Annotated in this window: 11 protein-coding genes; 2 read left to right on the top strand and 9 right to left on the bottom strand. The window is 46.1% G+C overall.

Features of this window, described 5'->3' with window-relative positions:
• Positions 1-170: 170 nt before the first annotated feature.
• Positions 171-1,277, bottom strand: coding sequence for a quinone-dependent dihydroorotate dehydrogenase (locus PMG71_RS20600; protein ID WP_283755608.1), 1,107 nt, complete (start codon positions 1,275-1,277; stop codon positions 171-173).
• A 202-nt stretch (positions 1,278-1,479) separates the two neighbouring features.
• Between PMG71_RS20600 and PMG71_RS20595 the strand changes: the two genes are divergently transcribed.
• On the top strand, positions 1,480-4,338 hold the full coding sequence (locus tag PMG71_RS20595; RefSeq protein ID WP_283755607.1) for a GAF domain-containing protein: 2,859 nt from the start codon (positions 1,480-1,482) through the stop codon (positions 4,336-4,338).
• On the opposite strand, the gene PMG71_RS20590 is transcribed toward PMG71_RS20595, so the two are convergent.
• The 7 genes from PMG71_RS20590 to PMG71_RS20560 all read right to left on the bottom strand — a co-directional run bounded on the left by PMG71_RS20590 (position 4,302) and on the right by PMG71_RS20560 (position 12,101).
• Complete coding sequence (locus PMG71_RS20590) at positions 4,302-5,501, bottom strand: nucleotidyltransferase domain-containing protein (protein ID WP_283755606.1); 1,200 nt, start codon at positions 5,499-5,501, stop codon at positions 4,302-4,304. The two genes, PMG71_RS20595 and PMG71_RS20590, sit on opposite strands and share 37 nt — an antisense overlap.
• 90 nt (positions 5,502-5,591) lie before the next feature.
• Positions 5,592-7,406 carry an ABC transporter ATP-binding protein gene (locus tag PMG71_RS20585; protein ID WP_283755605.1) on the bottom strand — a complete coding sequence of 605 codons (1,815 nt, stop codon included), beginning with the start codon at positions 7,404-7,406 and terminating at the stop codon, positions 5,592-5,594.
• Positions 7,399-8,547, bottom strand: coding sequence for a 50S ribosomal protein L11 methyltransferase (locus PMG71_RS20580; protein ID WP_283755604.1), 1,149 nt, complete (start codon positions 8,545-8,547; stop codon positions 7,399-7,401). Before PMG71_RS20580 ends, PMG71_RS20585 begins: the two co-directional genes overlap by 8 nt.
• Positions 8,540-9,520: a phosphoenolpyruvate carboxykinase (ATP) gene (locus PMG71_RS20575; RefSeq protein WP_283755603.1), complete on the bottom strand. Its 981-nt coding sequence runs from the start codon at positions 9,518-9,520 to the stop codon at positions 8,540-8,542. Before PMG71_RS20575 ends, PMG71_RS20580 begins: the two co-directional genes overlap by 8 nt.
• 53 nt (positions 9,521-9,573) lie before the next feature.
• Positions 9,574-9,741 (bottom strand): hypothetical protein, encoded by a 168-nt coding sequence (locus PMG71_RS20570; RefSeq protein WP_283755602.1) that lies wholly within the window; start codon positions 9,739-9,741, stop codon positions 9,574-9,576.
• Complete coding sequence (locus PMG71_RS20565; RefSeq protein ID WP_283755601.1) at positions 9,725-11,599, bottom strand: asparagine synthetase B family protein; 1,875 nt, start codon at positions 11,597-11,599, stop codon at positions 9,725-9,727. The genes PMG71_RS20570 and PMG71_RS20565 overlap by 17 nt, the downstream gene beginning before the upstream one ends.
• A gap of 211 nt (positions 11,600-11,810) precedes the next feature.
• On the bottom strand, positions 11,811-12,101 hold the full coding sequence (locus PMG71_RS20560; RefSeq protein ID WP_283755600.1) for a PqqD family protein: 291 nt from the start codon (positions 12,099-12,101) through the stop codon (positions 11,811-11,813).
• 185 nt (positions 12,102-12,286) lie between these two features.
• On the opposite strand from PMG71_RS20560, the gene PMG71_RS20555 reads away from it, so the two are divergent.
• Positions 12,287-12,931: a restriction endonuclease subunit R gene (locus PMG71_RS20555; protein WP_283755599.1), complete on the top strand. Its 645-nt coding sequence runs from the start codon at positions 12,287-12,289 to the stop codon at positions 12,929-12,931.
• A 79-nt stretch (positions 12,932-13,010) separates the two neighbouring features.
• On the opposite strand, the gene PMG71_RS20550 is transcribed toward PMG71_RS20555, so the two are convergent.
• Positions 13,011-14,738 (bottom strand): diflavin flavoprotein, encoded by a 1,728-nt coding sequence (locus tag PMG71_RS20550; RefSeq protein ID WP_283755598.1) that lies wholly within the window; start codon positions 14,736-14,738, stop codon positions 13,011-13,013.
• Between the last annotated feature and the right edge of the window lie 488 nt (positions 14,739-15,226).

The following is a 15,226-nucleotide window of genomic DNA, read 5'->3' as shown; positions in this document are numbered from 1 at the left end:
ATGAAAATTTGTTAAGAAGCGGGCAAGATGCCCGCACTCCTCGAATTCTTTGATATGACTGGAGTGGGAGCATCTTGCTCCCTGGATTTTTAATTAGGGTATTTCCGCTTCGCGGACATGAATAAGCGAACTTGATATAATAGCCTTTCTCAAAGGATTCGAGGAATGCATTATTTATTGATGATTCCTACTGCATCGGTTAGGGTGTTTAAGCCTTCGCGCTCTAAGCGATCTAATAAACCCTGTAAAATTCTCTTCACCATCCAGGGCCCTTGATAGACCCAACCGGTATAGACTTGAATTAGGCTGGCTCCGGCAGTGATTTTCTGCCAAGCGTCTTCTGGGGTGAAAATGCCTCCTACGCCAATGATGGGTAACTGACCTTGGGTTTGTTGCCAAATCAGACGGATAACTTGTGTGGAGCGATCGCCCAAGGGAAGGCCACTAATTCCCCCCTGCTCTTCCTGAATGGGAGTGCCGGTTTTGGGGTTGAGCTGGGTTTTTAGATGGCGCTTATCAATGGTGGTATTGGTGGCAATGATGCCCGATAACTGGTAAGTTTGGGCTAAGTTCACAACTTCGGCGATCGCCCGATCCTCCAAATCGGGGGCAATTTTCACCAATAAAGGCTTACCCTCTTGGTTTTCGGCTTGAATAGCCTCTAAAATAAGACTCAGTTGGCTGGCATCTTGGAGCGATCGCAAGCCAGGGGTATTGGGAGAAGAGACATTGACCACAAAATAATCTCCCCAGTCCTTGAGTAAACGAAAGCTCTGGCCATAATCGGCTGCCGCATTTTCTAGGGGTGTTATCTTAGACTTACCCAAATTAATTCCAATGGGAATACGATGGAGATTAGGGCAATGCTGGCTATCTTTCAATCGTTTTGCCATCGCCTCAGCGCCCTCGTTATTAAATCCCATACGGTTTAAAACGGCTCGGTCTTGAGTTAAGCGAAACAAACGGGGACGGGGATTACCGGGTTGAGGATGGAAGGTAACTGTGCCCAGTTCCATCGATCCAAAACCTAAACGATCCCAAATGCCTACCGCTAGGCCATCTTTATCATAACCGGCGGCTAATCCCACCGGGTTAGGAAAGGTTAATCCCCAGAGAGTTTGCTGGAGGCGATCGTCCATTAACCCAAAAGTCCGATCGATAAAACTGGCATAGTGGATCGTTTTTCGGTGACTGAGCCAGCTTAAGGCATCGATAACAAAGTGATGAAGATCTTCTGGATCGACTTTAAGTCCTGCAAAGATAAATTGCTCAAGCATGGGAACACTGCCAATTTAAAGTGTGGATAATGGAAGAAAGGAGGGTAGCGCGACTCGTTGGTACAACTGATTGAAAGCAAGCCATTGTTGAGGATGGATTTACATTATTCCCTATCCCTATCCATTGTTCCCTATTGACTATCCCTTGTCTATTATTGATTTGTCATTCGCCCTTATTCACTATCCCTAGAACCCTCGGTCTATGCCTCAGCAGTCCATACCGAAACAAAGCGAAAAACAACTGGTTAACCTGGGTCGAACTCTCCAAACCTTGCGGGAAGAGGAAAATCTGGATGTTTTGATTGACACGACCCTCAACTATATTGAAGAGGAATTTGAATATGATTTGATTTGGATTGGTTTGTATGACCGGCGCGAGCATCGCTTATTTGGTAAAGGGGGAACTCTGCCATCTGGTAGCGATCGCCTAATTCTGAAACAGACCTTTACCCTCAGTCCTGGAGACTTATTCGAGCAAGTGGTGATTCAGCAAAAACCGGCAGGAGTGCCGGATTTGCGGGAAGAACGACGGGCGGGAGAATGGCGGAAATTAGCAGAAAAATTGAATATTCAAGGGACGATTGTCTTTCCCCTACGCTATCGGGCCCTGTGTTTTGGGGTGGTAATTTTGGGATCGGCTCTGTGGGGAACTTCGCCGCGATCGGATGAAAAAGCCCGTTTATCGATGATTTTTGGGGAGTTGGCAGCCACATTAAATGAGATGGAAGCCAATTGGCGCAGGCAATTGGCAAAACGGCCGGATAAACCGTTATTAGAATTATTGGATCAGTTGCGATCGCTCCCGGATTTCCGCCAACGGTTAGATATGGTGGTGGCTAAAACCCATGATTTTTTATCTCCGGATCGCACCAATATTTATTGGTTTGAGCGGGAACGGCGCTATTTTTGGCGCAGAACCACCAATCTTCAGAAAACAGCAGCCGGGGCCAATAAGGCAGCTTCTGGGATTACGGTACAAGAAGTGATCGGGTTTTATAAGGCTCTGGTGGCCGATCAGGTGGTGTCTGTGGGGGAAGCGAGGAGTTCTCTGAAAGCAGATACCACCAGTCGGTTAATGCAGCAAATTAAGGCGCGTTCCCTATTAGCCGCTCCCATTATCTATCAAAATGAGTTACTGGGCTTTTTGGCGATCGAGGGCAATGACCCTCGGATTTGGGAAGAGGCCGAACGCAGTTATGTGCGGGGGGTGGCCCAGTTGATTGCTCTGATGGCTCCCCTAGAGGCGATGGAAGCCGCCGTAGAGCGGACGAAACAAGACCAGGCACTGACAGCAGAATTGGTGCGATCGATCTCGTCTGAGGAGGATTGGCGACAGACTCTAGATCATTGTGCCCATTTGGTGTGCGATCGCCTAGGAGTAGAGCGGTTTCTGGTCTTGCTCTACGATCGCGATAAGAATTATTTTGATATTGTTTGTCAAAGTCAACCGGCTAACCGTCGCCCAGTTCCTTCTCCCTTGGCAGTTCCCGATCCCCAGGACTGGGAGCAGCTCGAAACGTCAAGGTCAGCCATCCCGATTGAGAATTGGGAAGAAGATGAGCAGTTCATGGCTTGGCAACCCCTCTTTACCCAGGTGGGAATTAAGAGTGTTTTACTCTGTAATACGGGGATCGGCCATGAAATGGAAGGGGTGCTAATGGTGGCCCATGATGTCGCTCGCACTTGGGATAGCACAGAGTTAGAATTGGTGCGAGTGGTTGCCCAACAGTTGGGGCTGATTCTTCATCAATGGCAATTAAATAGTCGTCAACAACAACAGGAAAAACTGCAATCTCTGATTCAATGGGGACAAACGGCAATTGGATCGAGTGGCCATAACTCCGAAACCCTTGAAGAGGAAGCAATCCGGCAAATTGCCCAAGTGTTTAAGGTTCCCCTAGCCCTAAAAATTAGTTGGTCTTTGGAGAGTCCTCATGTGGCCCAGATTACCAGCGCCCAAGTCACGAGCAGCGAGTTTAGTATACAGACGAAAGGGAAGATTGATACAGCCCACGATCCCTTGTTGCGAGCTGTTTTAGCCAACCCAGAGGTTTATCAAGTTTCGGCGGATGCTCTTTCTCCTATAACTCATCAGTGGTTGACGGGATCGGGAATTGGGGAGATTGCGGCGATCGCCTTTCGAGCCAATGAACAGGCTACTCCTACAGGGATTCTTGTACTGGCCGATGTTTCCGGTCGCTTGTGGTCAGAGCGCTATCTGACGGCCTTGGAAATTATGGTACACCAATTGGCTTGGTCTGAGCGGATGATGGAACTGCAAACTTATTTTGAAGTTCAGCAGGATCGGGCCCAAAAATTGAATTGGTATAAGCAACGGCGAAGTGAGCTGACCTATCGTAAATTAAGTACAGAATTGAAAAAGCTGGGGAGTTTGGGGACTCCCAAGGATGCTCTCACCCTTACCCGTTATCAGCAAGGCTTGCGATCGATTAATGCCACATTGGGGAATTTGGGTCAAATGCTCAAAGATGAGCAATGGGAATTGCAATCCTATCAGATAGCTATGCCTTTAGTGAGTTTAATTAAACGGGCGATCGAACGGGTCAATGTTCCTGTGAAAAAGCGAGAGCTATTTATTCGCGTGCAGGGACAACCAGGAGCATTTAATTTGATCGGCGATGTGATGAAAATCGAGTTGATTTTCCACGAAATCTTAGGAATTACTTGTAAAATGGCCAAGATTAAAGAACAGGTTAATATTTGGTGTAATGGCATTTCTCAGACCAAACTTCCCCCTGCTCAGGGGAGAATAGCCAAGCATTTGCGGCAAGACTCCACAAGTCAACTGAAAGCGGTTTTATTATTCGATGTCTCGATTGTTTGTGCCACAGTATTAGAACCTGAGTTAATCGCAGAACTCCAAGAAGGGCGATCGCCCGATCTCCTCACTCCCTCTTTACTGGATAAACCTCCTGGTTTATATTTGCTCATTTGCCAATCCCTGATGCAAAGTTTAGGAGGATATGTTAATATTTACTCCTTGGAGAATGAGCAAGTGATGTTTCAGTTATTATTACCGGTAGAACCGAGTAATGATTGAGGTTTAAGCCAGGAAGGGCAATATTTCCACAGTAAACGGAACAGTCGTAAGGGATAATAAAAGAAGAATAAACCGGAAGGTAATGGCAGTATTTCCCACTCTAGAGGTGTCGGAGTTGCTACATAGTCAAACCAGTACCAGAGGCGATCGCGGGGCGAATCCATCGTCTGTACATAAATTTGTCCCATTAATCTCAGACTATTCCCCTCAGATGGGGAATTAAACCATTGCCCTTCTACTAATTTTCCTAACTCCTGAATCTTAGAATTACTTTCTAATCTTTTCACCCAATCTTCAGGAACCGGAGCCTCTAAATAAGTTTGGGCTAATCCTAAACCTAATTCTAACATCGTTTGCGTTCCCAAATGACCCACTTGCTGCTCAATCCACAACCAATCTAAATCTTGATATCGATGCAGCAATTCAGCAATATCACAAACCCAAGATAAATGAGACCAATCATGTTTAGCCCCATGAACACATAAAAATAATAATAAAGCCTCTGGTGATAAAGTAAGAATCTTTTTATTCCCTAACTTTACCCGATCTTGATAGTTCTTATCCTCCCAAATCAGTTGGGGATTCTCGTGAAATGAAAGTGCAGAAGAAATCAACGACCAATGTAAATCAATACTTAGATCCTTTTCCGAGGAGTAGAAATTATGCTCCGGGCGAATTTGCGTATAGCGATTTTCTTGCCATCCCTGAAACTCAAATTGAGGTTCATACCCCTGTTCAATCAAGAGTTTTGAAGCTTTACTTACACAATCTGGAGGAATTAAAATATCTAAATCTACAAACTGCCTGAAACCCAGATTCTGATAAACCGTTTGTGCTAAAACCGGCCCCTTAAACGCCACAACTGGAATTTTTGCCGTCTCAAAGCATTGAATGATTTTAATTAGTTCTTGCGTCAGGGATAAGTTACGACAGGCATTTTTCTTAAACTCACCATGGATGAGTGCAAAAAAATTGGGATTGACTTGCTCTTGAAACTCTTTAATTGTCCAGTAAAATAAGGGAATTAAGCCATGGTAGTTAATCCAATCAAAAATATAATTCCAATCCAGATCTCTAGAGAGCAAGCCTACAATTTTGTCTTGATTTTCGCCCGAATGGTAAGTGCGGGCACACTTCAAAATCAGTTGATGTTCTAGCCGCATTATGAATGCCTTCTCCCTACTTTTAAGCTTGCCAATCCAGTAGGGTGGGCACTGCCCACCCTACCTCTACCTCTGTCACCACAAAAAAAGTTATCGATAATAGTGGGCTTGAGTATTAAAAAGTGTGGCATAAATTCCCGATTGTTCCATTAACTGTCTGTGACTGCCCGTTTCCACAATTTTACCCTCTTTCAAGACTAAAATTCGGTCAGCAAATTTCACCGTTGACAGACGATGACTAATGATGATAGAGGTTCTTTTTTGCGTCAGTTGATTCAACTGTTCTAAAATTTCAGCTTCCGCTTGCGGATCTAAGGCACTGGTGGGTTCATCTAAAACTAAAATGGGGTGATATTGACTCAGGAAAGAGCGGGCGATCGCCACTTTCTGCCATTCCCCAATACTCAGTTCTTCTCCATTAATAAATTGTTTCCCCAAAATGGTATCATATCCTTGGGGTAGTTTCGCAATAGTTTGGTCAATTTTCGCCCATTGAGCCGCTCGCTGAATCTGGGATAAATTGTCCCAGTTTTGAATATCTCCCACACCAATATTCTCTTGCACCGTTAAATGATAATGGGCATAATCTTGAAAGACGATACTAATGTTTTTTCTCACTTCAGTGGGAGATAAATCGCGCAGATCGATCCCATCTAAGCGAATACTGCCAGCCGTCGGATCGTAAAGGCGACACAAAAGCTTGATCAGAGTCGTTTTCCCTGCACCATTTTCCCCCACAATGGCGATCGTTTCTCCAGGTTCAATAGTAAAATGAATATCTTCCAGGACAGAGCGTTGGCTATGGGGATAGGAAAAACTCACCCGATCAAACTCTATTTTTCCTGGGATGGAAGCGGGCAAGGGGACAGGGTGAGGCGGTGAAATAATGGTTGGTTTTAAGTCGAGAAATTGGTAAAAGTTGGAGAGAAATAAACTATTTTCATACAAAGAAGCCAAATAACTTAAACTTTCTCGCAGTAAGGTTTGTCCGCGCTGAAACGCTTGATAGTACATTACCACCGAGCCAATGGTAATCGCACCCATAATTGCCCGATCTGCCATCAGTGCAAAAGCGGTAAAAACGGCTAAGGTGGCGCTACTTTGGGTGATACTTTCGGCAAAGGAACGACGAGCAGATAGGGATATTCGTTGCTGACGAATGCTTTGACGGAGGGTATTAAAGCGTCTGCCAAAGAGTTCTCCTAAGTCAAATAGGCGAATTTCTTTGGCATGATCCACTTGGGTAATTAAGCTACTGTAATAGTAGGCCATGCGCTCTTGGGGAGTCCATTGTTGCCATTGCCGATAAAGCTGTTGGGAAAATTTGAGGCGAACGAGAAAAACGGGGATGGCAGCGATAATCAAGATGAGGGCGATCGCCCAATCAAAGGAAAAGAGGAGTAATCCTATCCCAATTAAGGATAAACTGCTATTGCCTAATTGGATAAATCGGTTTACAATGACAGTTGGACGGTAAGCTGCCTCGGTCTGTGCCTGATGGAGAAAATCATAGTATTGGGCATTTTCGTAGTATTCTAAATCCACTTCAATCGACTTAGCGTGGAGCAGATTTTGCACGTAGTCGGTGACGATTTGAGATTGCGCTTCACTCACCCATCCCGCTAAGGATCTCAGTCCATCGCCCAGAATTGCCACCAATGCAGCAATGACAATCAGCAGGAGTACCGGTTGTAGGGAGGTTTGGGGAGTAGCAATGCCTTCGGTGATGCGATCGATGATTAGCTTGGTGAGATAAAGAGAAACCAGGGGTAAAACCGATTGCAGAAACACCAAAACCAGGTTTGCCAGGGTGAGCTTGGGGGTACTCTCCCAAACCAACTGAACGGCTTTTCGGAGATAGAGCAACCGTTGCAACCGGGAGGTAATTGTGGCGATTCTATTCACTGTACACTGTAGACAATTGCCCCACCCGTGTTAGAGCTTCTTTCGGACTAGAAAACGCCTCCGGAAACCGCTCCATTAACCTTCCTGCAATCTCGCTCACCGATTGTCCTTGCCCCATAGCCTCTAAAACCACTTGCGCGATCTTACCATTTTCATTCAATTGCGGCACAAAATTTCCTGCCTGCTTCCGCAACTGCTGAGGAGCAAGGGATTCGGCAAAAAATGTAGACTGCTTAAACTGAGCCTTACACTGGCTTTCTTTCCCCTGCTCGAATACCTGAGTATCCCAACGGAAGATATAATCATTATTAACTAAATTCGCTTGTAGATTTACGGAAACAGTATCGCCCAAACTTATCTCAACCGGCTCCAAAAAGGGAAAAAATGCTGTCCCATAAATCAATTCTGGCATCCCCGGAGCCGTGGAAAACCCAACTTCCTCAATCAACGTAGCATCAAACCATACACTTAACCCATAGGCTGTGCCACTGCGCGAGGGTTCAAAGAGCATCTGATTACCCACATTCGGATTCTCAAGCGTTCCATAATCCAAGGTTGCCCAAAGTTGCGGTTGCGCCAATAATTGGGAAGGCATTATCCAGCCTTTTCCCCAAACATTATTAACGATCTTTTTCGCCCCATCCATATTAAAGCCATAGCAATATTTATCCCAAGGATCGTTAATTCTATTCCATAAATTCGGTGCTTCTACCACACTCACCCAAATTTTATCTTTTTGGGGAATTAACACCCCTCCAGGACGCAATAACCGCTTTCTCGCGTCAGCTAAGGAGGCAATATGTTGCTCAAATAAAGGTAAAATTCCCCGCAAGTCGGAGATAATGACATCGGCTAATTCGGGTAATTCTACTTGAGTAGATAAATCTTGAATAAACTCAATTTTATCCCCATACCCATTGGCAACTGCCGCTTGTTTTGCCACTTCGATCGCCGGATTCGTTTCAATAGCGTAGACTTTCTTGGCTCCGAATTGACAAGCAAGCAGGGCAAATATACCGGTTCCCGTGCCGATATCGAGGACAACACAACCGGGGGTAATGGATTGTTTCAGAGCTTGCGTATAGGCTTCCATGCGGCCGCGATCGCCGATCATGGAGCCGTAACCCGATACACTATACATGGGATAAGTTCTCTAAAATCACAGTTGGAATGTTGAATAGATGCTCCGAGTCGGGGTGAGCATTCAGTTGATAAACCGGGACTTGATTGACGGTATGGCTGAGAAAATGAAACTCCTGTTGGCGCATGGTTTTATCGAGGAGTACATTGGCATAGGTATTGGCAATCAGATCCATTAAGGCTTGACGTTTTGGCAGTTGTGTCAGTGCTGGAATGGGAGAAGAACTGGTGCGATCGCCTAATATATAAATGCCAGCTAGAGGTAGGGGCGTATCCTGAAACTTGTACTTCTCTTGATTAAGGTCTAAATAGCTTTTATCCCAAGTGGGGTTAGTGGGAACCAGACGAGGGAGCGCATCAGGGTTCTTATAGAGGATCTCGGCAGAAGAGGGCCAGAGTCTGAGTCGGGGATAAGCAGGTTGAACCAGAATCTGGTTATCTGGCTCGACTAGAGCAACGATATCATCCGAAAGGATGGGATATCCGAGTTCCGCAAATGCGGCCGCAGTGGTGGATTTTCCTGCACCGGAACGACCGACGAGGGCTATGGCGCGATCGCCGACGGCGATCGCGCTCGCATGAAGACAGGTTACCCCCCGCAAACGCAAAACCAGACCCATGACTGGGCCCAGCAAGTAGGTGGCTGTATCCTCCAACGTCAACTCTTCCGGCCAAGTCCCCCAGACTTCAGTTCCCTGACGGTCTATGATGAACTGAGTCCCGTCATCATAGGTCAACTGCAGATATAATTGACCCAGTTCCTCAACTATCCACAAGGGATTACCCGTTTCTGTGATACAAGAACTTGTAGACCATACAGGTAAGTGATGCTGATCGAACTCTTCCCACCAAGGAGGTTGAGCATCAAGGTCAACAATTAAGTCTGCCTTCTGCGCTCTAGAAAAACCAACTAAACCTGGGATCAGAACATCAGATTTGATGTATAAGCCAAACGCTAAATAGGATAGTGACAAGACAAAATGGGAGCTTTTGAGGGAGAGGTGTCTGTTTAATTGAAGTCTAAAACTTACATATTATAACCCGTCTTATTGCTTGCGCTGGGAGCCACTGAATGATTGTCACTATTTTGCTGAAGAACTGAGTTATTCTGGGTTAACTCCCCAATGTTACCATAGACCTCTAATGTGGGAGAGTTATAAGTTTTTTTGGCGTTTTCTTTAGACTGTAAGTACATAGTAGGCCTCCGATTGGGATTGTGAGTGAACTAACGCTAAATGCTGCAACCAATGGTTAAGACTAATGGGACGAAGATTAATCCAAGCTTCACTGGTCTGAGCTGACTTTCCGCAAAGGTTAGGAATAACTCCATGATTAATATACAGTGATAACCCAGGAATTGGATCAAATTTATCTACCCATTTCATCCTTGATTGCTGTAATATTAAGCTAATAGAGTCACCCATAGCTGGAGTTTTCGGTCGGGTACGAACTTCTTCTGGTAATTTCTCCTTCATACATACCCGTAAAAGTTCTTTGAACATAATCCAAGGAATAACTGGAATTGCCAAGAGGAATTTGATTAAGCGTAAATCAAAATAAGGATATCGGACTTCAAGAGGAGAATGGGTTATTCCTGGGTCATAGCGTTCAAATAGATAAGGCCAAAATCTCGAAGTCAGACTAGAATATGCTTCAGGGCGAACAGGATGCATAAGTTTGGGTCTAACAAAAGCCTTGTTCCATCTTAGAGTTAAGTTACGTTTTTCAGCCCATTGAAGATTAAGCCATACAGGATAAGGGGATTGCCAAGAAGATATTTGTAATTTTTCTTTAATCCGAGCGCGTATTCCTGGTTGAGGAAATCGCCTATGGGAGAGACAGTAGGACAACCATTCTCTTAAAAGGGTTCCTATTTTACCCTTTTTAATTAAATACAGGGAATAATAATATGCACCTTCATTACTAAACACACCATCTCCGCCTTCACCACTCATACAAATTCTACTTTGAGCCGTTATTTTTTTTTCGTATTCTTTATTTTTTCGAGTGAGAGAGATTATGCTTGGTTCAGGGGTACACTCTTCTATCTCTTCCATCCCTTTACAGACCTCAAAATCATCGGCGACTTGGTAGTGGATGGGAATATCGAGATGCTCGGCGACTAAACCGGAGTAGTAGCGCTCTTCATCGGGAAGAAGACGGTCGAAGACGGTGGTGTAGGCTCTGAGGTCGTAGGAGGAGTAGGTTTCTGTGAGGAGTTCTTTGGCGATCGCCGTTACACTGGTAGAATCTAATCCGCCACTCATGTAAACTGCGACTTTATTGGTTCTCAGTCGATCGCCGACTGCTAACCGCATTAACTCCAAAAACCGCTCTACATACTCTTCATCCCGTTTATACCGAATATAGCCATCCGTTGGCAATGTCCAGTACCTCTCGACCTTAAAGCTCTCTGGAGTCCAGATTAACCGATGGGCGGCAGGCAGGCGTTGGATATCGGCAAAGGCGCTGGTATCCACTTCCTGATTGTAGCCGAATAGGAGAAAGTCGGCGATCGCCAAATCGTTGAGTTTATCCGACACAGACGGATGCAATCTCACACAATTGAGCGTATTACTCAGCACGAACTCTTTACCCAAATGGGCGTAGAAAAACGGTTTTACCCCAAAATGGTCTCTGGCGCAAAACAAACGCTGTTCTCGGCTATCCCAGATGGCGAAGGCAAAATCTCCAATCAGGTAATCCAGACAATCGATACCCCAAACCAGATAGGCATGGAGGATCAGATTCGGATCGGGAGTCTCTGAAGTTACCGGTTCTCCTCGGTCTTGCAGACTTTGGATGAGTTCTGGGCGACCATCCACCCGTGCATCCGCTACAATCCAAACCCGTTGATCTACCGTTAGAGGTTGAGTTTCCTTCTCGGATTCATCAGTCGTCCGTAACAGGGTATGGCCAAATCCGACAGAACCCTCTGCCCAGATTCTCTGGACATCCGGCCCCCGGGAGGTCATATATCCGGTCATCCGTGCCAATAGTTCCCGGTCAACCGGGGCATTATCAGCATTGACGATTCCTACAATTCCGCTCACTCTCTTCACCTCAATCTGGTGTTTAGACGGAGTAATGGGTGTTTTGCCCTAGTTGCTTAAAACGAGCTGATTATACTCTACCTTAAGCTAAACTGCAAACCCCTTGGGCTTGTTTATTTTCCAGTGTACTATAGCACAACTGAAGGGTTCACCCGACTCATTTTAATTTAACCTTAAAAAGAAATTTTCCGATCGCTCCCTGAAACCCCTGTTAAGCTGGATTCACGGTAACCAAGCCCTGATCGACCATTTTTTCAATCAGTTCGAGCAAATCCTGGTGCAGTTTGTCCGGCTCTACCTCATACTCTTCTAATAGGCGATCGCTCGCCTCTTGAATTGAAGCAGAATCCGTCAACACGGATAACATGCGCGAACCCACCTCATCTAAACCGAAGTATTCCTCACTCTTTAAATTGAGTAATACCGATTCTCCAGAGAGTTCCTGAACCAGGACATCTGGAGCTAGTGTGATGTTTTGTTGGTTAGAAATAGGGACTTTCACCTCAGTTTTCTGTGTGAGTAATGTTGTGATGGGTCGATTGAGCCATCACGTGAATTAGATTCAGCCCATAGTATAGCCATTCCGTAAAACTTAGCAAGTCCTGTTTATCCCGGTTGCGATCGCGCTTCTAAGGGTTACACTGAAAGGATACACTGAGCTTCCGCCGATCGCCACACGAACCCCGTATGCAAACCCTCACTGCTCGAACCCTTGCCTTAAGTGAACTCGAAGAGCGATTCCAACTGCAATTGACCGATGAGCCATCTGCTTTCTTAGAATGGCACAGGGAACTGCCTGAGTTGACCGATACAGAGCGCGATCGCTGCGATCGCATCAAAACCAGCTATACTTATCTCCTCCGCTACCCTCCCCTGCTAGAAAACACCGTAAAAATGGTCGTTCTTTCTCCTTTATTGGATATGGCGGGTTTCTTTTTGCCCCCTTTCCGCATTCGCTCGGAAGTCTCCACAGAAATTACTGACCAAGATGGAGAATTGAGGGTTACGGGTAACTTAGATGTACTGGTGTTGTGTGAGGAGTTTTGGGTATTGGCGATCGAGTCTAAACAAGCCGCTTTTTCCCTAGAAGTGGGACGCGCTCAACTGCTCTCTTATCTTCTCGCGAGTCCCCATGCAGCCACCTCTCCTAGCTATGGACTGCTCACCAATGGAGCTAATTTTACCTTTCTGAAACTCATCCCCCATGGGGACAGGTTTATGTACGCACTTTCGGATGAGTTCAACCTTCGCAACCGCCAGAATGGTTTATATCCCGTGCTGCAAATTCTCAAGCATTTTGCTAGTTTATTGACTCATATCCAGTCCGGGTAATCAATCAAATGAGAGAGGGAGTTCTACTCCCCTTCTCCCGTGGGAGAAGGGGCTGGGGGATGAGGGCAGGTTCCACTGCCTAATAATGGTTGCCCACTTTACGATGGTGAACGGCAGTTAGAGCATCGGGGTTACTGACTCGTCCTGTATCAATGGTGGAATAGACCAACCAATGATCGGAAAGCTCCATGCGACTGGCGACTTGACATTCGACATAAGCCAGAGCATCGGTGAGAATGGGACTACCATTAGCCGCAGTTTGGGTATTCACCCCTTCAAAGCGGTCTGCACCGGGGCCAAAGCGCTTCAGGAAGTGACGCATCAAACGTTGATAGTTATCTTCGCTGAGGATATTGAGGACAAAGGTATCGCCCACATGCATCAAAGATTCGATCGCCCGATCCTTGGCTACGGCAATGGTAACACCTAGGGGCTTAAAGCTGGCTTGAGTCACCCAAGAGGCGAGCATGGCGCTTTTGACTTCCCCTTTTTGGGCGGTAATGATATAGAGTCCACCACTCAAGCGACCCAAAGCCCGGTCTAGGTCATTATCCAGGGACTTCATCTGTTTAATGGCATCTTTAAGTCCCAACAGTTGCCCCATGTCGGTTCCTGCTTCTTCACAGAGTTGATAGGTGGCTTCTTTGGGGGCTTCTTTCACCAAAATAGCGGGAAAGGCTTCTTTGAGTCCCAGTTCTTGGAATTGGTTCCGCAGGGGATAGATGGAGCGGTCATCTCCTCCACCGGACTCAAATAGACCGATCGCCTGTTTATCGTTGGCGGCGACTAAAATGGTACTGATGGCAGCTTCGGCTTCTTTGCCTAATTCTCCCGACTGGGGGGGAGCGCCAATGACGAGGGCTGAGGCCATTTCCACGAGTTCCCGGACTTCCTGGGGATCGGCCGATCGCAAGTCCATCATTTCTACAGCGATCCCGGTTTTGGTGATCCCATGGGCGATCGCTTGCGAGAGGCGATCGCTATAGCCATAATCGGAGGTATAGAATACGGCCACGGTTTTTTCTGCTTTGGTTTTTTCCTTACTCCAGCGATCGTACCGGCTGGTGAGTTCTTCTAGGTTATGCCACAGGAGGGGGCCATGGCCAGTAGCAATCAGGTTAATGGCTGGCAGTTTAGCCATCCGTTTCATGGCGTTGACCACGGAGCGGGCATTGGGAGCCATTAAGCATTCATAATAGAAGCGAAAGTCCGCTTCAATATCGCTCAGGTTCTCATCATAGGTATGCTCGGAGCAATAGTGCATTCCGAAGGCATCGCAGGTATAGAGAACCGAGGTTTTATGGTCGTAACTAAAGATGGTATCGGGCCAATGGAGATTGGGAGCGCTAATGAATTCGAGAACATGGCCCTGACCCAAATCTAGGGTATCGCCATTTTTCACCAATTGGCTTTCAAAGGGTTTATGAATCAGGTTTTGTAAGAATTGGACAGCGACTTTTGAGCCAACCACTACCGCATGGGGAGCGAGTTCGAGGACATCTTTGACCAGGGCACTGTGATCAGGTTCAGTATGACTAATCACAATATAGTCAATGGTGGCGGGATCGATTTGTCCTTTGAGGGTGTCGAGATAGAGTTGCTCAAATTTGCGATGGGAAGTATCCACCAGGGCAGTTTTGTCTCCTTGGATGATGAAGGAGTTGTAGGTGGTTCCGTTTTGCAGTCCGAATTCGATGTCAAAGCGATCGCGATCCCAGTCGAGGCAACGGATCGTTGTAGTATTTTCGGCAACTGGAGCCGTTTCTATCGTTAGGCGTTTTTGAGGGCGATCGGTCAGTGCTACCATAATATATTTATCCTATATCAGAGGTGAGGAACGACGGCGATCGTCGTTGTTTCTTCTATTGTCTCTCCATTGTTACAAAATCCTAGGATTTCGGGAAGGTCAGTACAGTAAAAAGAATTAATCACACTGGTTAATTGAGGATATATGTAACAGGATTGACCTATGCTTCCCTGCGATCGCCATGACAATGGTGTAATATCAAGTTTATTTATTTACGCTACAGAGATCTGTAGGGGCGGGTTATACCCAAATCTTGTAGACTAACAACTATTTTTGTAAACCCGCCCTCCCCCACCATGTCTCTACAGTACAAAGAAAGTAGCAACCCTTTAAAAATTTGATATAACCGGACTTGATATTACTTCGTAGAGAAACCCGGTTTCTGGCAGAAACCGGGTTTCTAGTCCCCATCGGGAACTTGTAATATCAAGTTCGCTTAAATATCCTAATTAAAAATCCAGGGAGCAAGATGCTCCCACTCCAGTCAT

It is taken from the genome of Roseofilum acuticapitatum BLCC-M154 (assembly GCF_030068475.1).
Taxonomy (GTDB): Bacteria; Cyanobacteriota; Cyanobacteriia; order Cyanobacteriales; family Desertifilaceae; genus Roseofilum; species Roseofilum acuticapitatum.
The sequence above is the reverse complement of the archived record's forward strand: the minus strand, read 5'-3'. Positions and strand labels throughout refer to the sequence as shown.